The sequence below is a fragment of the Ruegeria meonggei genome, assembly GCF_042768335.1.
Taxonomy (GTDB): Bacteria; Pseudomonadota; Alphaproteobacteria; order Rhodobacterales; family Rhodobacteraceae; genus Ruegeria; species Ruegeria meonggei.
Genome location: NZ_JAXHBT010000001.1, coordinates 2,033,746 through 2,053,635 on the forward strand (window position 1 = coordinate 2,033,746; position 19,890 = coordinate 2,053,635).

Consider the following 19,890-nt stretch of genomic DNA (forward strand, 5'->3'; position numbering starts at 1 on the left):
CTGATCACATCACGCAGACACGTGGGAGAATGGAATGAAACTGACATGGTCGACTATTCTGACGATCGGGCTGATGGCCCCATCGGCCCATGCTCAAGAAAACCCAATTCAGCACGACGCTGAGTTTTACATACTAAAAGCTCAGCACGGAGAGCAATGGGAGCATGATGATGCTGCGGTTGATGACGCTCTAGCGGCATTTCGGGAAGCAAACGACGGCAATCCACCCAACATCATAAGCGTGTTGATCGACGATCTGGGTTTCGGTGATATGGGCATACCTGAACTTAACGCCGTACGCGGGTATGAAACCCCCAACATTAACGACTTTTCGGATCAGGCCATGCGCATGGTTCGGATGTACACCGAACCTTCGTGTACACCAACGCGGGTAGCACAGATGACTGGGCGTTTGCCGGTGCGGATGGGCATGGGTAATACGCAAGTCGACATCGCCGGAGAAGGTCTTCCGGATCAAGAAGTGACTCTGGCAGAGGTGCTGAAGCAGGCCGGTTACGCAACCAGCCATGTCGGCAAATGGCACATGGGAGATATTCCGGAAAGTTGGGCTATGAATCAGGGGTTTGACTATGCCCAGCACGCAATCCACCAGCAAGGTCAGTTAACGATTTTCCATGACGACGCGATCAAAGAGCAGGTTTCGGTAGCAATTCGGGACTACGACGACAAGTACACTGTCGACCAATGGTTTCGCCCTGATGCCTCTGCTATGATGACTGTCATCGAAGGCGATACTGACGGTCCAATTCGCGAAATCCGGATGGAAACCGCCGAACGCTGGAATGCCGCCAAGTACGACGAGATGAACCAAGCCTTCCAAGACAAAACTATGGAAGAATTGGAACGTCTGGCAGGAGGTGAAGCACAGTTCTTTCTGCAATACTGGCCGATGATCCCACTGGACAACACTCGTACCGGTCGCACAGGCCCCAAGAGCGCCAATGGTGGCCTCTACGTTGACAAGATGCAGCTTCTGGACCAATGGCTTGGTGATCTGTTCGTTAAAGTAGACGAACTTGGACTAGCCGATAACACCATCATTGTCGTGATGGGCGACAATGGCCATTTCACCAAGTATTCCCCGCAATCCGGGTTCACCCCAATGATCTTCCGCGGTGGAAAGGCCGACACTACCGAAGGTGGCGTGCGAGTGGATGCCTTTATCCGGTGGCCAGGCATGATCGAGGCAGACGGGTTGCTGAACAGCATCATTCATGTCTCTGATCTCTATACGACGCTGTCCCGATTTGCCGGTGCCGATCAGTTTATTCCGCGCGACCGCCTAATCGACGGAGTTGATCAGTCCGCCGCGCTGCTTTTCGACGATGAATCCAAATCACGCCGCGATCATGTGATCATCTATTCAGACAAGAAACCCGAAGCGATCGTCAAAGATCAGCTCAAACTCATCTTGCCCCCGCCGGGTAAAAACCCAATCGCGGCCAAATTCTTCGATCTCTATCGTGATACCCGCGAAGAATTCTCTGTCTCAACCGAAGTAGGCGCGTGGGGTGGACAGGAGTTCGTGCGTATACTGGCGCGACACATGGCGCGAAAGGAAAAGTACCCCGACACACCACCGGCTTACGGCGTGCCTTATGAAGGGATTGAGAACGTTCGTCCGGAAACGCAGCAAGCTGTTGAGGCATTTATGATCAAGCGTGCGTCGCCACAGCAATAATTGGTCGCAGTCCACGGTATCCGAACTCAAACATCAGGAGATCCAAATGGCAGGAAACGTCCTCTTCGCTCTTGGCTTTATCGTTTCGCTTGGGATCGGCTTTGTCTACTTTCGGGACCTGGGGGATATTTCGCAGATGGTATTGAAGGTAAAGCGCAAAAACATGGTGCGCTTTATTCGCCACGAATATCGTCTGATCGCCATCGGTCTGGGCGGGTACGGGGTCGCGACTATAGCGCATTTTCTGATTGGCGGCGGGCCGTTCTGGGTGTGGGGCCTTGGAACAGTGCTGACGGTTCTGCTCTATGGATTTCCCTACGTCTGGGTGCATCTGGGGCTGCGCAATCAGCTGAACGATGCAGCCTTTTATCCTATCAGCGAGGCACAGAAATATGTCGGCCCCACCGCCCCGGTCATCGTCATTGACAACAACGGCCACGCCCGCGCGCATCCGGATGCTCAGATCATGCGGCCGCATCTAGCGGGCGACGCGACCGGCTTGGGTGGCGAAGACGTCGTGATGACCTATTGTGCGATGGCAAATCTTGGCCAGGGCTATGCGCCCCGGATCGAAGGCAAGCGCCTGAACCTTGAGGTTCTGGCCCAGCATGGCAACAACCTGATCCTTCGCGACAACGAAACCGGCGAGCCGATCCAGCACATCTATGGCTTTCGCGAGGCTGACCGCGACCCGTCTGCAACTGGCCCCGCCTGCCCTGTGCGCCCTGAGGCGCAGATGAAACCGTGGCCGACTTATCGCATGAGTTTTCGCGGCTTTCAAAAGGCGTTTCCAGAGGGTGAGGTGTTTTTGAACAAACCGTCCCCAAATCCCTTGCTTCGACTGCTGGACATGGTGACCGAAATCACCTTTGGCTGGGGCATCAGCCGCCAGCATCAGGAAGACGCACCAGTGATGGACAATATGGACCACTCGGATGACCGGCTGCCGAACAAAACCTATGTCTGGGGTGTCACGATCGGCCAGGACGCCGCGTGCTGGACGGATGATTTTGTCATCGAAAACAATTGGATCGTCAACGCCACTGTCGGTGGACGCGACATTGTTATCAGCCTGGACCCGAGATATGAAAGCCTTGGTGTCTGGTACAATGACAGCGGTAAGCCAATCACGCGCTGCGATTTCTGGGGCGCGTCGGACCGCGGTCAGTTGCAACGGGTCGAAACCTTGCGCGCAGGTGTTTTCTGGCATGTATGGTCCGAATTCTTCCCGGACACCGACATAAACCGCGTCGGTTCGGACGTGCGGACAACCAACAAAGCGGCGGCATGATTATGACCCGCCCGAACTGTCTTAGAGATAATGATACAACCCAGTAATTGGAGGGACGCAACAGTGTTTAAGCAAGGATTGAAAAGCAGTGCTGTGGGGATGGCGCTGTTTGCTACAATGGCGACCGCCGCCTCGGCCCAGCAATCGGATTGGTCCTATGAGGCGACCATTTATCTGTTCATGCCGGAAACAGATACCAGCTTTGAAACGGCTTTGGGACAGGTGGATGGGACGCTCAGTTTTTCGGACGCGTTAGAAAATCTGGACTTTGCCTTTATGGGCGCGCTGGCCGCAACAAACGGGCGCTGGAGCTTTTTGGCGGATTACAATTACACAAACCTGTCCTTCGGCAACACGGCCCCCGGCCCAGCCAACTCGGATCTGGATACGTCGGTAAAGACTCAGTTTCTGACGGCAGCGGTTGGGTACCGGGTGCGTCAGGATCCGCTGGTCTCAGTAGATCTGACAGGCGGTTTCAGATGGTACAGCACGGAAACTGAATTCACCCTTACACCGGGAACAATGCCCGGCCGTACCAATACCGCAGACGACAGCTGGGTTGACCCGATTATAGGCGCGCGGGCGCGGTTCACCCTGTCCGACAAATGGACCAGCACAGCTTATGTCGACTATGGCGGGTTCCGCAGTGGCAGCCAGACTTGGTCGGTTTTGGTCACGGCGGATTATGCCATCAACGACAGATGGATGCTGCGGGGTGGGTACAGGTATATCTCATTTGATCACGAGATTGACGGCAGGGACTATGAATTCAGCCAGTCCGGACCGTTGTTCGGTGCCACATACCGGTTTTAACTGGCAGGAAGTGCGGCTCTTACGGGTCGCGGTTCCTCTGCGCTTGGTCATACACCGTGCAGGGCCAGCGATAGCCCCTGCCCGATCCCGACGCACATGCTGCACAGGGCACGGGTCTGACCGCTGAGTGATAGCTCCAATGCCGCCGTTCCAACAAGCCGCGCCCCGGTCATGCCCAGTGGGTGGCCCAAGGCAATCGCCCCACCATTGGGGTTGAGGTGATCCGCCATAGGGTCAAGTCCCAGCCCCCGCGCCACGGCAATCGCCTGGGCCGCAAACGCTTCGTTCAACTCGACCAGATCAAAGTTTGCGGGTGATATCTTAAGCCGGTCACACAGCTTTTGCGTTGCAGGCACGGGTCCGATCCCCATAATCCGAGGGGGCACGCCTGCACTGGCTGCTCCTTCGATTCTGGCCAACGGTATAAGCCCATGCAACCGTACGCCCGCGTCACTGGCCAGCAATAGCGCTGCTGCACCGTCATTGATGCCCGAGGCGTTTCCAGCCGTGACCGTTCCATCCCGGCGAAACGGTGTTTTCAGGGCGGCAAGCCTGTCCTGAGTGGTTTCTCGGGGGTGCTCGTCCTCCTTAACCAAGGTGACGTTGCCCTTCGGATCTGAGACCTCGACAGGAATGACCTCGCGCGCCAACCGACCCGATTGCTGTGCGCTCAACGCGCGGCGCTGGCTTTGCAGGGCAAAGGCGTCCTGATCCGCACGCGAGATACTCCACTCGGACGCCACGTTTTCTGCCGTCTCCGGCATGGTCTCGATGCCCCATGCCCGTTCAATGTCCGGATTGACGAACCGCCATCCGATAGTGGTGTCAAAGACCTCTGCCCGGCGCGAAAAGGCCGCGTCGGGTTTCGGCATTACCAATGGTGCGCGGCTCATGCTTTCAGACCCGCCTGCGATTATCAGGTCTGCATCACCTGCCTGGATCATCCGCGCCCCGGCGATCACCGCATCCATGCCCGACGCGCATAGTCGGTTGACCGTAAAGGCTGGAACGGTTTCCGGAAGACCTGACAACAACACCACCATGCGGGCGAGGTTTCGATTGTCCTCTCCAGCCTGATTTGTGGCCCCTAGGATGACCTCATCCACCGCAGCCCAATCTGCTTGTGCGGATCGTTTCATCAGGGCTTTGACCGGCAACGCGGCCAGATCGTCCGCCCGCACTTGCGACAACGCCCCGCCATAGCGCCCGATGGGGGTGCGGACATAGTCGCAGATAAAGACGTCTCGCGCTGTCATGTCAAATGCGCGGTGGCTTCGATTTCGACGACGGCATCATCCTCGACCAGAGCCGCGACAATGACCATCGACATGGCTGGAAAATGCCTGCCGAACACCTCGCGATAGGCGGCGCCGACCTCGGGCTGTTTGGCCAGGTATTCGCGTTTGTCGGTGACAAACCATGTCAGCCGGGTCACGTCAGTCACCTGACCGCCTGCGGCCTCGACAATCTCTGCAATGTTTCGAAGGGCCTGTTTCATCTGCCCAACAAAATCGCCGCTGACAAATTTCTTGTTCGCGTCCCAGCCGATCTGGCCACCGATATGCAATGTCCCGTCCTTGGTCAGCACCCCATTTGCATAGCCCTTGGCGGGCAACCAATTGTCTGGCTGGATGATCTTGTGGGTCATGATGTGTCGCCCCTAAATGTCTGTAACTTGTTGCGAATTTGGTCAGGCCATGCCGTAGGGCGGCCATTGGCATCAACGTGAACCAACGTCGCGGATGTTATCAGTCGGGTTTCGTTTCCACAGCGCGCAGTCATCGAGTAATCCGCCGAGCTGCGTCCGATCTTCGTAATATTCAACTGGAAAAGCAAATGATCGCCATGCCGACTGGGGGCCGGAAACTGGGTCTTGATCTGCGCTGTCGGCACCGCGCTTACGCGGTGCAGATCGTGGAACGGAACGCCCAACCCCTGATCAAAGAACGCCTCGACGCAATCATTTATCATCTCAAAATAGCGGGGAAAGAAAACGATACCGGCGGGGTCGCAATGCTTGAACAACACCTTTTGTGGGAACTCAAATGCCATCAGACCCCCACATATCTTTCCGAGAAGTCTTGTGTCACGTCCGTCATTACGCCGGACCAGACCGTGCGGCCCCGTTCCAGAATAACCGCCTTGTCCGATACCCCAGCAAGCTCTTTCAGCGATTTGTCGATCAGCAGGATGGCCACGTTGGTCTCTTGTTTCAGGCGGTGCAGAGCGGCCCAGATTTCCTGTCTGACGATCGGGGCCAGACCTTCGGTGGCCTCATCTAGAATCAGCAACCGAGGGTTCGTCATCAGCGCCCGGCCAATGGCCAGCATCTGTTGCTCACCGCCCGACAGCGAGACGGCCCTCTGCCCTTGCCGTTCACCCAAGCGGGGGAACAATTCGGTCACCCGGCGCAACGTCCAATCGCCGGGGCGCGCGGCGGCAATCAGGTTCTCGCGCACGGTCAGGTCCGCAAAACAGCGCCGCCCTTCGGGCACAAGGCCCACCCCTTTACGGGCAACCTTGTGGCTGGCCAGCGCATGCAGGTCCTGACCGCCCAGCACCAGAGTGCCCTCCGACCGGATCATCCGGCAGATGGCCTTTACTGTGGTTGTTTTGCCCATCCCATTGCGCCCCATCAGGGCGGTCACTTCGCCCTGGCGCATCTGCAGATCGACACCAAACAGCGCCTGGCTGACGCCGTAACTGGCCGACAGGTTTTCGATCCGAAGCAGGGTCATGCCGCATCCCCCAGATACGCATCGCGTACTTCAGTGCTGGCGCGGATTTCATCCGCTGTGCCAGTGGCAATCACCTTGCCATAGACCAGCACGCTGATCCGGTCGGCCAACGCAAACACCGCATCCATGTCATGTTCGACAAGTAGAATAGGTGCCTCAACCCGCAACCCGTCAAGAAACCCGGTCAGCCGCTTGGATCCGCCTGCGCCAAGACCCGCCATCGGCTCGTCCATGACGAAGGCCCGAGGCGACAACGTCAGGGCCACCGCGACCTCCAGCTGACGCCGCTGGCCATGACTGAGGTTGGCGCAACACGTGTCACGATCATCACTTAGGCCGACGCGTTCCAACGCGGCCTCGGCCCTGTCGCGCAGTTCGGGCCGTTTCAAGGCGGGTTGCCAGAACCGCCAGGCCAAACCTTCGGCCCCCATCGCGCCCAAAATGGCGTTTTCCAGCACCGTGTCTTCCATGCACAATTGAGAAATCTGGAACGTACGCCCCAGGCCCGCCTGCGCCCGCGCTTGCGTGCTGTGCCCCGAGACATCCTGACCACACAGCAGGACCTGCCCGGAATCCGGCCTCAACCCACCGCAAATCTGTTGGATCAACGTCGATTTTCCGGCACCGTTCGGGCCGATAATGGCGTGAATCTCTCCGGGCTTCAGATCGATCGAGACATTGTCCGTGGCCTTCAATGCGCCAAAGCTTTTGTTCAGGTTAAGCGTTGCGAGAACGGGATCAGACATGTGCGCCCTCTTTTCCAGTCAGTAGACCGATCAACCCGCCGCGCCCGAACAACACGATGCACAGCAGTATCACCCCAAGGTACACGTGCCAGAAATCTGTGAGTTCGCCCAGAAAATGCTCGAGCGCCACGAAAACACAGGCACCGATCACCGGCCCCATCAGCCGACCGACACCGCCAATGATGATCAGAACGATCAGCTCTCCCGACAATTGCCAGCTGAACATCGTAGGCGAGACGAAACGGTTCAGATCTGCAAACAGCGCCCCCGCCAACCCGGTAATGGCACCCGAAATCACAAAGGCCAACAACTTTAGTCGCATTGGGTTCAAGCCAACGGTTTCAACCCGTGTTCCTGCCTGGCGTGCGGCGTTCAGGGCCAGCCCAAAAGGTGAGGCCTGAAGGCGGGCAAACAGAAACAGCACCACGCATAGCAGTGTGAAACAGATCGCGTAAAACTGGATCGGCATCAGCGTGTTCAAGGCGGGAAAGTCGTTACGGACATAGATCGATAGCCCGTCCTCACCGCCATATTGCGCCCAGGAAATGGCGAAATAGAAAAACATCTGCCCAAAGGCAAGCGTGATCATGATGAAATAGACACCGGATGTGCGCAAAGACATCAGCCCGATAAAAAACGCCACCAACCCCGAGGTTATCATAGCGACCAGCCAGATTACCGGCATGAATTTGGTGCCGTCAGTGGTGAACAGACCCAGTTCAAGCGCTGTATAGGTCTGAGCGTGAAAGGCCAGGATGCCCATCGCATAGCCGCCGATCCCGAAGAACACGGCATGTCCGAAACTGACCATGCCGCCGATCCCAAGGACGATGTTCAACCCAACTGCCGCCAGCGCCAGGATCACGGCGCGCGTCACCAGAGTGATCGTAAAGGGCTGATCTGCCATCACCGCCCAAAGCGGCAACGCCAGCAGGCCAGCGATCATCAGGCCATTCAGGTATTTCTCGTCCAGCCTCATGCGCGTGCTCCGAACAGGCCGGTGGGTCGCCAGATCAGCACTAGCCCCATCAGCACATAGATACCCATCGACGCCAGTGCCGATCCCGTCTTTTGCGCAGCACCGTTTTCCATGAACAGCTTGAACAGTTCAGGCAGGAACACACCGCCCAGCGTATCGGTCAGCCCGACCAGCAGCGCTCCTATAAGAGCGCCACGCACCGAGCCAATTCCGCCGATGACGATGACGACAAAAGCCAGGATCAGAACCGGCTCTCCCATACCGACCTGCACCGACTGGATTGCGCCCACCAAGGCACCCGCCAGCCCCGCCAGCGCAGCACCCAAAGCAAAAACCAGCGTATAGAGTTTGGAGATGTCGACGCCCAGTGCGGCGATCATCTCGCGGTCGTTCTCTCCGGCGCGGATCTGGATACCCAGACGTGTGCGCTCAATCAGGGCCCAGAGACCCACCGCGACCGCCAGCCCGATGCCGATCAAGGTCAGGCGGTAAAACGGGTATTCGATACCGCCGGGCAGCGTCACAGGCCCGGACAGCGCATCGGGGATATCCAGAAACAGCGGGAAAGACCCAAACAACCAGCGGGTGCCTTCCGAAAAGATCAGGATCAGCGCAAAGGTCGCCAGAACCTGATCAAGATGCGGGGCGCTATACAATCGCCGGATTACGACCATCTCGACAATCGCGCCGGCCAGCGCAGCAGCAGCCAGCGCGGCGATCAGCGCCAGCAGGAACGACCCCGTAACCCCGGCAACAGCTGCGGCAGCAAAGGCCCCGATCATATAGAGCGAGCCATGGGCCAGATTGATCAGACCCATCACGCCAAATATCAGCGTCAGGCCAGCCGCCATCAAAAACAGCATGACACCGAACTGCAGCCCGTTCAGGATCTGCTCGATAATCAGGATCGAGGACATGGAAACTCCGGTAAGCTGCCCGCCCCGTGTTCGGGGCAGGCAGGGTCAGTTACATTTTGCACTCAGCCGCATAAGCATCCGAGTGGTTTTCAAGCGCAACGCCTAGGATTTTGTTGGTGAAAACGTCACCTTCTTTTATCACTTCGCGCGCATAGATCGTCTGAACCGGATGATGGTTCGGCCCAAAGCTGAAATCGCCACGAGTGCTGTCAAACTCAGCGGCCCGCAGCGCTTCGCGGAAGGCATCAGCATCAGACGGGTCAGCTTTGTTCAGTGCTGACAGCAACAGGTTTGCGGTATCGAACCCTTGGCTGGCATACAGCGACGGCAGACGACCATATTCGGCCTGGAAGCTTTCGACAAACGCCGCGTTGGTCGGGTTTTCGATATCCTTGTTCCACTGCGAGGTGTTCACAACACCCATCGCCGCATCACCCACTGCCTGCAGGATGCCCTGATCAAAGCTGAAGGCCGGCCCGACCACAGGCAGGTCGATCCCACTGTCGGCATATTGTTTGAGGAAGGAAATCCCCATGCCGCCCGGAAGAAAAAAGAACACGCTGTCGGCATCGCTGGCACGGATCTGCGCGATCTCGGCAGCATAATCCGTCTGGCCCAGTTCGGTATAGACCTCACCGGCCAGCTCCCCTTCGAAAAAGCGCTTGTAACCGGTCAGGGCGTCCACGCCCGCCGGATAGTTCGGTGCCATGATAAAACTTTTCTTGTAGTCCGCACCATTGGCATAGGCCCCTGCCGCCTCGTGCAGGTTGTCGTTCTGCCAGGCGACGTTGAAGTAGTTTTGATGGCACCCCTTACCAGCCAAAGGCGAAGGGCCAGCGTTGGGCGACAGGTAGAACACGTTCTGGTTTACGGCGGCAGGGACAACGGCCATTGCAAGGTTTGACCAGATGATGCCGGTCATTACATCGACGCGCTCGGACTGGATCATCTTGTCGGACAATTGCACCGCGATGTCCGGCTTACGCTGGTCGTCCTCGATCACAACCTCGATGTCGTCACGGCCCGATTGAGCAATCGCCAACATGAACCCATCGCGCACATCGATCCCCAACCCGGCACCACCGCCCGACAGAGTAGTGATCATGCCAACCTTGACCTCGGCCAATGCGCCGGTGGCGCAAAGCGCAGAAACTGCGGCGGCCGCTAGAAACTTTTTCATCTTCATCTCCCTTCGTTGGTCTTTAGAACGCAACTTATGTCATTTTTCTCATCGTTCGGTCTATGCCCCTGACAGGGCGAAGTTTTTCATCCTTGCACCAGCTGCCCAAACTAACACTGATCACGCCTTGTCCGTCGAGGAGGATTTCAGCCGGAACCGTTGAATTTTTCCCGTCGCGGTCTTAGGCAAAGAGTCACAAAACACGACAGAGCGCGGATATTTGTAAGGCGCGATGACAGACTTCACATGGGCTTGAAGAGCGGCGCTTAGTTCGTCATCTGCGTTCGCACCGTCGATCAAGACAACATGCGCCTGAACAATATGCCCACGTTCAGGATCGGGGGCCCCGATCACGGCGCATTCCGACACGGACTCATGTCCCAGCAATGCGGCTTCGACCTCGGGGCCAGCAATGTTGTATCCGGCGGACAGGATCATATCGTCATTGCGGGCGGCAAAATGGAAATAACCGTCGGCATCCTTATAAAAACTGTCGCCGGTGATGTTCCACCCGTCGCAGACATACCCTGCCTGCCGGTCATCGTTCAGGTATCGGCATCCAGTGGGGCCACGCACAGCCAGCCGTCCGATCTGATCAACCTCGGCCTCGGACCCGTCACTGTTCAAAACCTTGGCCTCATATCCTTTCACCGGTCGTCCCGTGCAGGCCGGTCTGTGGTCGTCAAACCGGTTCGAGATGAAGATATGCAGCAATTCCGTGGCCCCGATGCCATCAAGCATCGGCTTGCCAGTGCGTTCCATCCAGTGGTCATAGACGGGTTTGGGCAGGGTTTCACCCGCAGACACCGCAGCGCGCAGGCTGGACAGATCGGCCCCATCCTCCATCGCTTGCAGCATCACGCGATAGGCCGTCGGGGCGGTAAAGCAAACAGTAGCTTTGTACTTTTCGATGATCTCGATCATGCCGGGCGGCGAGGCCTGTTCCAGCAAGGTTGCCGTCGCCCCGAACCGCAGCGGGAACACAGCCAGCCCACCCAACCCGAAGGTAAACGCCAGGGGGGGCGAGCCGACAAAAACGTCCTCGGGCTGTACGTCCAGCACCTCGCGCGCGTAACCATCGGCGATGATCATCAGGTCACGGTGGAAATGCATGGTGGCCTTTGGCTCTCCGGTCGAGCCCGAGGTGAACCCCAGCAGAGCCACATCGTCCCGCCCCGTCTGTACACAATCGAATTGGACAGGTTTTTCAAGGGCCAGTCGGTCAAGCTCTGCTTCGTGGTTCGAGGTTCCGTCGAACCCAACAACGCGTTTCAGTAAATGGCTGCCCTCGGCGCAGGCCTGCATTTCTTCCATCAGGCGGGTGTCACACAAGGCAAACTGGATTTCTGCCTTATCGACATGTTTGGCCAGCTCACCGGCGCGCAACATTGGCATGGTGTTGACGACCACAGCACCGGCCTTGGTTGCAGCCAGCCAGCAGGCAACCATAGCCGGGTTGTTGGCCGACCGGATCAGCACCCGGTTTCCCGGCTGCACGCCCAGATCTTCGACCAGCACATGGGCCAGCCGATTGGTCCAATCGCTGAGCTCTTTATACGTCCGCTGCCGCCCGTTGCCGATCAACGCGATGTTGTCCCCAAACCCTTTGGTGACCATTGCATCCGTCAGCTCATAGGCGGCGTTCAGAAAATCGGGATAGTTGAATCCCTCCAACAGGAATTCCGGCCACAGGTCCTGGGGCGGCAGGCTATCGCGGCTGAACGTATCTGTATGCGCAGAAGGGCCCAGCATCACTGTCCGTCCTCCTGATGCGCGGCCATGGTTTGGCGTGCTATGACGACCTTTTGCACGTCTGATGCGCCCTCATAAATGCGCAGCGCCCGGATTTCGCGGTACAGTGATTCTACTGTCGTGCCAGAACGCACGCCGTCGCCGCCAAACAGCTGCACCGCCTTGTCAATCACCTGTTGCGCCTGATCGGTGGCAAAAAGCTTGGCCATCGCCGCCTCACGCGTGACACGGGCTGCGCCACGGTCTTTTGCCCACGCCGCGCGATAGACCAGCAGCGCCGCTGCATCCACATCCAGTGCCATGTCGGCGATGTGGCCCTGAACCATCTGCAGGTCGAACAGCGGCGCGCCCTGCACGTGTCGGGCACCGACCCGGGTCAGAGCTTCATCCAGCGCCCGCCGGGCGAAACCCAGCGCCGCCGCCGCCACGGTCGAGCGGAAAACATCCAGCACGGACATTGCAATTCGGAACCCCTCCCCGGGCTCACTGATCATCGCCTGCGCGGGAACGCGCACATCGTTGAACCGCAGCGTCGCCAATGGATGTGGGGCTATGGTCTGCAAACGTTCGGTTACTTCGAACCCCGGCAGGTCGGGCGTGACGATGAATGCTGATAAACCCCTGGAGCCGGGCCCTTCGCCGGTGCGGGCGAACATCGTGTAGACATCCGCGATACCACCGTTAGAAATCCAGGTCTTTTCCCCGCGCAGAACGTAATGATCCCCGTCCAGCGTGGCGGACATGGTGGAATTGGCAACGTCCGACCCCGATTGCGACTCTGTCAGCGCAAAGGCCGAGATTGCCTGCCCGCTGCGGGTTTTCGGCAGCCAAGCAGCTTTTTGTTCGGGTGTTCCAAACAGCGAGATTGCCCCGGTTCCAAGACCCTGCATCGCAAACGCAAAATCCGCCAATCCATTATGACGGGCCAGAATTTCCCGGGTTAGACACAACGTCCGCACATCCAACTGCCCGGCCTCGTTTGCCGTGGGATGCAACAGCCCGGCTGCGCCCAGCATTTGGACCAAATGACTGCAAGCAGCGTCAGTGTCCCCGTGGTCGACCTCTAACCCGATCGCGACCTCTTCGACGCGCACGGCCCATTCACGGTGGTGCGGGTCAAAAAACGGCCAGGACAGGAAGCTCTGATCTGCCATCACTCGCCCTCGAACACTGGTTTTTCTTTTGCGACAAAGGCGCTGAAGGCGCGTTCGAAATCTCCGGTCTGCATGCAAATGGCCTGCGCCTGTGCTTCGGCTTCGATGGCCTGCTCAATAGACATCGACCATTCCTGCGCCAGCATGGTCTTGGTCATCATATGGGCGAAATTTGGCCCCGCTGCGATGCGCCGAGCCATATCCTGCGTGGTTGCGTCCAAGTGATCCGCATCAACCACGCGGTTGTAGAACCCCCAACCCAGGCCCTCTTCAGCATTCATGGACCGGCCAGTATACAGCAGCTCGGCCGCCCGCCCCTGCCCGATGATCCGGGGCAGAATGGCGCAGGCACCCATGTCGCACCCAGCCAGCCCAACCCGGGTAAACAGAAACGCACATTTTGCACGCGGTGTCGCGATGCGCAAATCCGAGGCCATCGCAACGATTGCCCCTGCCCCAACGCAGACGCCGTCAATAGCAGCAATCACCGGCTTGCCGCAATTCACCATCGCCTTGACCAGATCACCGGTCATGCGGGTAAAGGCCAATAGCTGTTTCATATTCATCCGGGTCAGGGGCCCGATAATATCATGCACATCCCCGCCCGAGCTGAAATTTTCTCCGTTCGACGCAAACACGACAACGTCAATGTCATCGGAATACACCAACGCGCGAAACCAGTCGCGCAGCTCGGCATAGCTATCAAACGTCAACGGGTTCTTGCGGTCCGGCCGGTCCAGGGCGATCGTGGCAATGCGGTCTTTGACTTCGCATCGAAAGTGCTTGGCATCATGTGTCATGTAGGTCCTCTGGCAGGCTGAATTCCGTGGTCAGCGTTCGGGCCTCTTGGGCTGAGAACTGACCCAGCATCTCTGCGATCCAGGCCTCATGTGAGGCGGCCTGGCGAGCGAATTCTTCACGCCCTTTCCGCGTCATCCGCACGCGGTGGGCACGGCGATCCCCGGGCACAGGTACGCGCACCAGCAGCCCGTCCTCGGCCAGACGGTCAACGATGCCGGTGACATTACCATTTGAGACCCGCAGCACACCGGAGATTTGGCTCATCTTCAGACCATCCTCGAACCGGGACAAGGCGGCCATCACGTCGAACCGGGGCAAAGTCGTGTCGAATTCTGTGCGGAAGTTCTCGCGCAGCTGCGCCTCGATCCCGCGTGTGGTCTTGAGCAGCCGCAGCCACAGGCGCAGCCTCTCTTTCGAGGCGTCCTCAAGCGGGGTCTGGGCCATGGTCCGGGTCATATTTCCCCCCCGGAGATGCTGAGCGCATGGCCATTGACCGATCTTGCCGCGTCTGAACACAGCCACATCACCGTACCCGCAACCTCGTCAACATCGATAAAGCGGCGCTGGGGGTTGTTCTGGTTCAAGGATTTCGCGGCGTCCTTCGCGCTCATGCCTGTCTTTTCGACGATGTTTGCAATCGAACGATCCAGCATGGGCGTATCAACAAACCCAGGACAGACCGCGTTAACGGTGATCCCCGTCGGGGCCAGTTCCACGGCCAGGGCGCGGGTCAGACCAACAACACCGTGTTTCGCCGCACAATAGCCCGAGATATAGGCCCCGCCCTTTAGCCCCGCGATCGAGGCGATGGCGATCAGCCGCCCGGTTCCGGCGGCCTGCATATCCGCCAGTCCCGCCTGCCAGGCATTGAAAACACCCACAAGATTGACCTCTGTCATGGCGCGCAGGTCATCTGCGGTCATTTTGCGAAAGGGTATCGAGCTGGCCGCACCCGCATTGGCGATGACCGCCGTAACCGACCCGCGCGCTGCGCGGGCGGCATCGAACGCGGCTTTTACCTGCTGCGTGTCGGTGACGTCGCAGACCTCATAGGGCAGACCTTGTGCGGCCAGGGTTTCCTCGGTCCGGCCCAAAAGGGTAACCTCGGCGCCGCTTTTGACAAAGCTCTGCGCGATCGCCGCACCGACCCCAGTACCGCCGCCTGATATCACTACGTGGCTCATACTTTTCCCGCCATTTCTGCCTCACGGTCGGCCAAACGCCAGGCCTGATCGCGCCCGGCCTCATAAGGCCTTGGCCAGGTTTCCTGCCGGTCACCCAGTGCGGTCGCGGCATGCAGCGTCCAATACGGGTCGTTCAGGTGCGGCCGCGCCAGACAGACAAGATCAGCCCGTCCTGCCATCAGGATCGAATTGACGTGGTCCGCCTCATAGATATTACCGACCGCCATTGTGCTGATGCCCCGTTCATTGCGTATACGATCCGAAAACGGGGTCTGGAACATCCGGCCATACACCGGTTGCGCAAGGGCCGAGGTCTGCCCGGCAGAGACATCCACGATATCGGCCCCAGCCACATCGAACATCGCGGCGATTTCAACCGCGTCTTCCGGCGTGACGCCATCATCGCCTGCCCAATCATTTGCCGAAATGCGCACGGCCATCGGCTTATTTTCGGGCCAGACGGCCCGCATCGCAGCAAAGACTTCAAGCGGATAGCGCATCCGGTTTTCCAAACTGCCGCCATATGCATCCGTGCGTGTATTCGATAGCGGTGAAATGAAGGAAGAGATCAGGTAGCCGTGGGCGGCGTGCAACTCGATCATGTCAAACCCCGCCCGGCCCGCCATTTGGGCGGCAGAAACGAACTGGGCCTTGACCCGGTCCATCTCCGCGCGGTCCATCGCCTTTGGCACCGCGTTTTCACCGGACCACGGGATCGCTGCGGCTGATATCAGCGGCCAGTTCCCCGTCTCCAGCGGCTGATCCATGCCCTCCCACCCGATGCGGGTCGATCCTTTGCGGCCCGCGTGGCCGATCTGACAGCAAATCATGGCCTCTGTTTCCGCATGAACAAAATCGGTCAAACGGTGCCACGCCGCCTCATGCTCGGGTGTGTAAAGCCCGGGGCAGCCGGGTGTGATCCGTCCCTCGGCGCTGACACATGTCATTTCCGTATAAACCAACCCGGCCCCACCCTTGGCGCGTTCGCCATAGTGGATCAGATGCCAATCGGTCGGGCAGCCATCGACAGCTTTGTATTGCGCCATGGGCGACACCACGATCCGGTTCTTCAGCACCATGTCCCGCAAGCGATAGGGTGCAAACATGGGCGCGCGGCCTGGCGCGTTGGTGTCACCGCCGGCCTGCTGCATGAACCAGGCCTCTGCCCGGCCCAGCCAATCCGCATCGCGTTCACGCAGGTTTTCATGGCTGATCCGCTGCGACCGGGTCAGCATGGAATAGTTCAGCTGCACCGAGTCCAGATCCAGATACCGCTCAACATCCTCGAACCACTCGACCGAGTTCCGGGCCGCGGATTGCAGGCGTAGGACCTCTAACCGGCGCTCATCCTCATAGCGGGCAAAAGCGGCCTCAAGCGTCTGTTCCGAGGTGATGTATTCGGCCAGCGCAATGGCGCTTTCCAACGCCAGCTTGGTGCCAGATCCGATCGAAAAATGCGCAGTGGCCGCAGCATCGCCCAGCAGGACAACGTTCTTGTGGCTCCACTTTTCGCACAACACCCTTGGAAACCGCAGCCAGGCCGATCCGCGGATATGCTTGGCATTTGTCATCAGCGCATGACCGCCCAGATGATCTTTGAAAATCCGCTCGCAGGCGGCAATCAACTCCTGCTGAGACATGCCCGCAAACCCGTAGGCCTCAAATGTCTCTTGCGTGCATTCGACGATGAACGTCGCGGTATCTGGGTCGAACTGATAGGCATGCGCCCAGACCCAGCCCTTGTCCGTATTCTCAAAAATAAAGGTGAAGGCGTCGTCGAATTTCTGATGCGTACCCAGCCAGACGAACTGACACAGGCGCTGGTCGATATCCGGATGGAAAATCTTGGAAAACTCAGTGCGTGTGTTTGAGTTCAATCCGTCCGCAGCGATCACAATGTCATAGTCGCGCATATAGCCTAAGGCCGACATCGCCTCGGTCTCAAACCGCATTTCAACGCCAAGGTCCCGGGCCCGGTCCTGCAGGATCAGCAGCAATTGCTTGCGCCCGATGCCGCAGAAACCGTGGCCGCTGGACACGGTACGCTGACCATTGTGAACCAGTGCGACGTCATCCCAATAGGCAAAGTGGTCGCGAATACGTGCGGCGCTGTCAGGATCATTGATTGCCAGATTGTCCAGCGTTTCATCCGACAGGACCACACCCCAACCAAATGTATCATCAGGTCGGTTACGTTCGATCACCACAACCTCTGCCCCGGGATCACGCAGCTTCAGCGAAATCCCAAAGTAAAGACCGGCAGGTCCGCCGCCGAGGCATGCAACGCGCATCGTTACCCTTCCTCTCATCCGTCATCGTAGTTGAAACGCTAGACCGAGTTGGCCATCCCTTCAAGTTAAAATATTTTATGCTTGAAGTTTATTGATGTGAGAGTAGGCTTCCCGAAATCTTCCACAACGGCGGAACAGGTGTCTGATGGTGGTGAATGTCGAAACGAAGGGCGATCTGGCGGTTGTGACGATTAACAACCCGCCGGTGAACGCAGCCAGCCATGCGGTTCGGGCAGGGTTAATGGCCGCTATTGCTGATACGGAAAGTAACGGCGCTGTCCGGGCCGTCGTACTGCGTGCCGATGGCCGGACCTTTACCGCAGGCGCGGATGTACGAGAATTCGATAGCCCCCTGCAGGAGCCACATTTGCCGGACGTTATTCTGGCACTTGAAGATGTAACAAAACCCTGGATCGCTGCCCTGCATGGAACCGTTCTGGGCGGTGGGCTTGAAATTGCACTTGGATGTTCGCACCGCATCGCACAGCCTGGCACCAAGCTGGGTCTGCCTGAGGTGACTTTGGGCCTGATCCCCGGCGCCGGAGGAACCGTTCGACTGCTGCGCCTGATCGACCCCGTTGCAGCGTTGAATATGGTGGTCAGCGGCAAACCGATTTCTGCGGAAAAGGTGCTTGAACTTGGGTTGATTGACGACATTGCAGACGGCGATCTGACAAGATGTGCCTGTGCACTGGCGCAAAAGGCCGCCGACGCCCCAAGCAGAATACCTTTGGGTCACAGGGACGCACCGGCTGTCAGAGACACGCTCCAGTGGGAGGCGCTGAAGTCGAAGAGCATCGCCAGAGCACGCGGCGCGCACGCCCCGGCCGCAGCCGTGCTGGCAATTCAAAGGGCGCTCGACCTGCCTGCAACAGAAGCGCTGAAATCGGAACGCAACGCTTTCATGAGCCTCAAATCTGATCCTCAAAGCGCGGCCCTCCGTTACATATTTTTCGCCGAACGCTCTGCATCGAAACTGCCGGAATTGGACAGTGTAAAGCCCAGATCAATCTCTTCACTAGGTGTGATCGGTGGCGGCACGATGGGAGCAGGCATTGCCGCGGCCTGTCTGCTGTCTGGTATTCCGGTCACCTTGATTGAAAGGGATGATGCGGCCCGGACTGCTGGGCAAGATCGGGTCATGGGTATTTTGACGGACAGTCTGAACCGTGGTTTGATTGACCAGAGCAAGCATGACGCCCTAAGCGGGAACCTGACAACAGCCATCACCTATGACGCCCTTGCAAAGACCGACTTAGTCATTGAGGCCGTGTTCGAAGACATGGCGCTGAAAACCCACGTGTTTCAAGCGTTGGACGGGGTCGTGCGGCCCGAGGCAATTCTGGCAAGCAATACCTCGTACCTTGATATACAAGCCATCGCCAATCAGACCCGCCACCCCGAGAGGGTAATCGGCCTGCACTTTTTCTCTCCTGCCCATATCATGAAACTGCTTGAGGTCGTGATCCCCAGCCACGCCGCCGCGTCCGCGATTTCCAGTGGCTTTGCGCTGGCCAAGCGTCTTGGCAAGATCGCTGTCCCTGCGGGTGTGTGCGACGGGTTTATCGGCAATCGCATCATGTCGACCTACCGGCGCGAATGCGATTACATGATTGAGGACGGTGCCCTACCCTGGGATATTGACCGAGCCATGCGCAGCTTTGGCTTTCCCATGGGGCTATTTGAAATGCAGGACCTTGCGGGGCTCGACATCGGATGGGCCAGGCGCAAAAACCGTGCTGCGACCCGAGACTCAACTGAGCGCTATGTCCATATTGCCGACAAGCTGTGCGAGGCTGGACGGTTCGGGCGCAAGACCAACATGGGTTGGTACGAATACAACGATGGCAAAGCAACGCCCTCCGGTTGGGTTCAAGATCTTGTGCTGTCAGAATCTGCGCGAAAAGGGATCACGCGCGCACCCATTACGGACGAAGAAATCAACCAGCGCATCCTGTCCACCATTCAAACCGAAGCACAGGCTTTGCTTGCCGAGGGCATAGCACGGCGGCCTGAAGATGTGGATGTGGTGATGGTCAACGGCTATGGCTTTCCAAGATGGCTGGGCGGTCCGATGTACTTGCACGCGCATCCTTTGACCGCTGACTGACAGCGTCTCACTAAACCGGCGCGAACCTGACTGCGGAATGGGTTGAACAAAACCAACGCGGCCTGCGAAAGAATTGTTGACGGAAGCACATCCTGTCGCCCAAGGTCATGCACAGCCAGACGATAGGAACCTACAGCTGTGACAGCCAACGTTCGACACCCAATGATGCGTCGCGACACCGGGTGCGATCTGGTCGCCTGACCCGCTGGAAACGAACCGCGCATTCTTGACC

The 19,890-nt window shown here is 58.3% G+C and carries 18 protein-coding genes; 4 read left to right on the forward strand and 14 right to left on the reverse strand.

Going from position 1 to position 19,890, the window contains the following annotated elements; translation table 11 throughout:
* The first annotated feature begins 34 nt into the window (after positions 1–34).
* The 3 genes from SJY13_RS09960 to SJY13_RS09970 all read left to right on the forward strand — a co-directional run bounded on the left by SJY13_RS09960 (position 35) and on the right by SJY13_RS09970 (position 3,806).
* Positions 35–1,702 carry a sulfatase-like hydrolase/transferase gene (locus SJY13_RS09960; protein WP_377190550.1) on the forward strand — a complete coding sequence of 556 codons (1,668 nt, stop codon included), beginning with the start codon at positions 35–37 and terminating at the stop codon, positions 1,700–1,702.
* Between the two features lie 46 nt (positions 1,703–1,748).
* Positions 1,749–2,993: a DUF3179 domain-containing (seleno)protein gene (locus tag SJY13_RS09965; protein ID WP_377190552.1), complete on the forward strand. Its 1,245-nt coding sequence runs from the start codon at positions 1,749–1,751 to the stop codon at positions 2,991–2,993.
* 78 nt (positions 2,994–3,071) lie between these two features.
* The gene (locus SJY13_RS09970; RefSeq protein WP_377190554.1) at positions 3,072–3,806 is read left to right on the forward strand and encodes a porin family protein; all 735 of its coding nucleotides are present in this window, start codon (positions 3,072–3,074) and stop codon (positions 3,804–3,806) included.
* Between the two features lie 47 nt (positions 3,807–3,853).
* On the opposite strand, the gene pcaF is transcribed toward SJY13_RS09970, so the two are convergent.
* From pcaF to SJY13_RS10040, 14 genes are all read right to left on the reverse strand, one after another.
* Positions 3,854–5,062, reverse strand: a complete 1,209-nt coding sequence (gene pcaF, locus SJY13_RS09975; protein ID WP_377190556.1) for a 3-oxoadipyl-CoA thiolase — start codon at positions 5,060–5,062, stop codon at positions 3,854–3,856.
* Positions 5,059–5,454 carry a RidA family protein gene (locus SJY13_RS09980; RefSeq protein WP_377190558.1) on the reverse strand — a complete coding sequence of 132 codons (396 nt, stop codon included), beginning with the start codon at positions 5,452–5,454 and terminating at the stop codon, positions 5,059–5,061. The genes pcaF and SJY13_RS09980 overlap by 4 nt, the downstream gene beginning before the upstream one ends.
* Positions 5,451–5,858 (reverse strand): acyl-CoA thioesterase, encoded by a 408-nt coding sequence (locus tag SJY13_RS09985; protein ID WP_377190560.1) that lies wholly within the window; start codon positions 5,856–5,858, stop codon positions 5,451–5,453. The genes SJY13_RS09980 and SJY13_RS09985 overlap by 4 nt, the downstream gene beginning before the upstream one ends.
* Positions 5,858–6,544 carry an ABC transporter ATP-binding protein gene (locus SJY13_RS09990; RefSeq protein WP_377190562.1) on the reverse strand — a complete coding sequence of 229 codons (687 nt, stop codon included), beginning with the start codon at positions 6,542–6,544 and terminating at the stop codon, positions 5,858–5,860. The genes SJY13_RS09985 and SJY13_RS09990 overlap by 1 nt, the downstream gene beginning before the upstream one ends.
* Positions 6,541–7,290 (reverse strand): ABC transporter ATP-binding protein, encoded by a 750-nt coding sequence (locus tag SJY13_RS09995; protein ID WP_377190564.1) that lies wholly within the window; start codon positions 7,288–7,290, stop codon positions 6,541–6,543. The genes SJY13_RS09990 and SJY13_RS09995 overlap by 4 nt, the downstream gene beginning before the upstream one ends.
* Complete coding sequence (locus SJY13_RS10000) at positions 7,283–8,269, reverse strand: branched-chain amino acid ABC transporter permease (RefSeq protein WP_377190566.1); 987 nt, start codon at positions 8,267–8,269, stop codon at positions 7,283–7,285. The genes SJY13_RS09995 and SJY13_RS10000 overlap by 8 nt, the downstream gene beginning before the upstream one ends.
* Complete coding sequence (locus SJY13_RS10005) at positions 8,266–9,186, reverse strand: branched-chain amino acid ABC transporter permease (RefSeq protein WP_085821475.1); 921 nt, start codon at positions 9,184–9,186, stop codon at positions 8,266–8,268. The genes SJY13_RS10000 and SJY13_RS10005 overlap by 4 nt, the downstream gene beginning before the upstream one ends.
* A gap of 49 nt (positions 9,187–9,235) precedes the next feature.
* Positions 9,236–10,366 carry an ABC transporter substrate-binding protein gene (locus SJY13_RS10010; RefSeq protein WP_377190569.1) on the reverse strand — a complete coding sequence of 377 codons (1,131 nt, stop codon included), beginning with the start codon at positions 10,364–10,366 and terminating at the stop codon, positions 9,236–9,238.
* 120 nt (positions 10,367–10,486) lie between these two features.
* Positions 10,487–12,118, reverse strand: a complete 1,632-nt coding sequence (locus tag SJY13_RS10015; protein WP_377190571.1) for an AMP-binding protein — start codon at positions 12,116–12,118, stop codon at positions 10,487–10,489.
* The gene (locus tag SJY13_RS10020; protein ID WP_377190573.1) at positions 12,118–13,272 is read right to left on the reverse strand and encodes an acyl-CoA dehydrogenase family protein; all 1,155 of its coding nucleotides are present in this window, start codon (positions 13,270–13,272) and stop codon (positions 12,118–12,120) included. Before SJY13_RS10020 ends, SJY13_RS10015 begins: the two co-directional genes overlap by 1 nt.
* Positions 13,272–14,072 (reverse strand): enoyl-CoA hydratase family protein, encoded by an 801-nt coding sequence (locus tag SJY13_RS10025; RefSeq protein WP_377190575.1) that lies wholly within the window; start codon positions 14,070–14,072, stop codon positions 13,272–13,274. Before SJY13_RS10025 ends, SJY13_RS10020 begins: the two co-directional genes overlap by 1 nt.
* Positions 14,062–14,529 (reverse strand): MarR family winged helix-turn-helix transcriptional regulator, encoded by a 468-nt coding sequence (locus SJY13_RS10030; protein ID WP_377190577.1) that lies wholly within the window; start codon positions 14,527–14,529, stop codon positions 14,062–14,064. The genes SJY13_RS10025 and SJY13_RS10030 overlap by 11 nt, the downstream gene beginning before the upstream one ends.
* Positions 14,526–15,257 carry an SDR family NAD(P)-dependent oxidoreductase gene (locus tag SJY13_RS10035; RefSeq protein ID WP_377190579.1) on the reverse strand — a complete coding sequence of 244 codons (732 nt, stop codon included), beginning with the start codon at positions 15,255–15,257 and terminating at the stop codon, positions 14,526–14,528. The genes SJY13_RS10030 and SJY13_RS10035 overlap by 4 nt, the downstream gene beginning before the upstream one ends.
* Positions 15,254–17,548, reverse strand: coding sequence for a bifunctional salicylyl-CoA 5-hydroxylase/oxidoreductase (locus tag SJY13_RS10040; protein ID WP_377190581.1), 2,295 nt, complete (start codon positions 17,546–17,548; stop codon positions 15,254–15,256). Before SJY13_RS10040 ends, SJY13_RS10035 begins: the two co-directional genes overlap by 4 nt.
* Positions 17,549–17,693: 145 nt before the next feature.
* On the opposite strand from SJY13_RS10040, the gene SJY13_RS10045 reads away from it, so the two are divergent.
* Positions 17,694–19,658 (forward strand): 3-hydroxyacyl-CoA dehydrogenase NAD-binding domain-containing protein, encoded by a 1,965-nt coding sequence (locus SJY13_RS10045; RefSeq protein WP_377190583.1) that lies wholly within the window; start codon positions 17,694–17,696, stop codon positions 19,656–19,658.
* The last annotated feature ends 232 nt before the right edge of the window (positions 19,659–19,890 follow it).

Coding starts and splice junctions, on each gene's coding strand:
- SJY13_RS10000 (WP_377190566.1), bottom strand. CDS start 8,269: ATGAGGCTGGACGAGAAATACCTGAATGGCCTGATGATCGCTGGCCTG.
- SJY13_RS09965 (WP_377190552.1), top strand. CDS start 1,749: ATGGCAGGAAACGTCCTCTTCGCTCTTGGCTTTATCGTTTCGCTTGGG.
- SJY13_RS10045 (WP_377190583.1), top strand. CDS start 17,694: ATGGTGGTGAATGTCGAAACGAAGGGCGATCTGGCGGTTGTGACGATT.
- SJY13_RS10030 (WP_377190577.1), bottom strand. CDS start 14,529: ATGACCCGGACCATGGCCCAGACCCCGCTTGAGGACGCCTCGAAAGAG.
- SJY13_RS09985 (WP_377190560.1), bottom strand. CDS start 5,858: ATGGCATTTGAGTTCCCACAAAAGGTGTTGTTCAAGCATTGCGACCCC.
- SJY13_RS09960 (WP_377190550.1), top strand. CDS start 35: ATGAAACTGACATGGTCGACTATTCTGACGATCGGGCTGATGGCCCCA.
- SJY13_RS10035 (WP_377190579.1), bottom strand. CDS start 15,257: ATGAGCCACGTAGTGATATCAGGCGGCGGTACTGGGGTCGGTGCGGCG.
- SJY13_RS10025 (WP_377190575.1), bottom strand. CDS start 14,072: ATGACACATGATGCCAAGCACTTTCGATGCGAAGTCAAAGACCGCATT.
- SJY13_RS09995 (WP_377190564.1), bottom strand. CDS start 7,290: ATGTCTGATCCCGTTCTCGCAACGCTTAACCTGAACAAAAGCTTTGGC.
- SJY13_RS10020 (WP_377190573.1), bottom strand. CDS start 13,272: ATGGCAGATCAGAGCTTCCTGTCCTGGCCGTTTTTTGACCCGCACCAC.
- SJY13_RS10010 (WP_377190569.1), bottom strand. CDS start 10,366: ATGAAAAAGTTTCTAGCGGCCGCCGCAGTTTCTGCGCTTTGCGCCACC.
- SJY13_RS09990 (WP_377190562.1), bottom strand. CDS start 6,544: ATGACCCTGCTTCGGATCGAAAACCTGTCGGCCAGTTACGGCGTCAGC.
- SJY13_RS09980 (WP_377190558.1), bottom strand. CDS start 5,454: ATGACCCACAAGATCATCCAGCCAGACAATTGGTTGCCCGCCAAGGGC.
- SJY13_RS10015 (WP_377190571.1), bottom strand. CDS start 12,118: ATGCTGGGCCCTTCTGCGCATACAGATACGTTCAGCCGCGATAGCCTG.
- pcaF (WP_377190556.1), bottom strand. CDS start 5,062: ATGACAGCGCGAGACGTCTTTATCTGCGACTATGTCCGCACCCCCATC.
- SJY13_RS10040 (WP_377190581.1), bottom strand. CDS start 17,548: ATGCGCGTTGCATGCCTCGGCGGCGGACCTGCCGGTCTTTACTTTGGG.
- SJY13_RS10005 (WP_085821475.1), bottom strand. CDS start 9,186: ATGTCCTCGATCCTGATTATCGAGCAGATCCTGAACGGGCTGCAGTTC.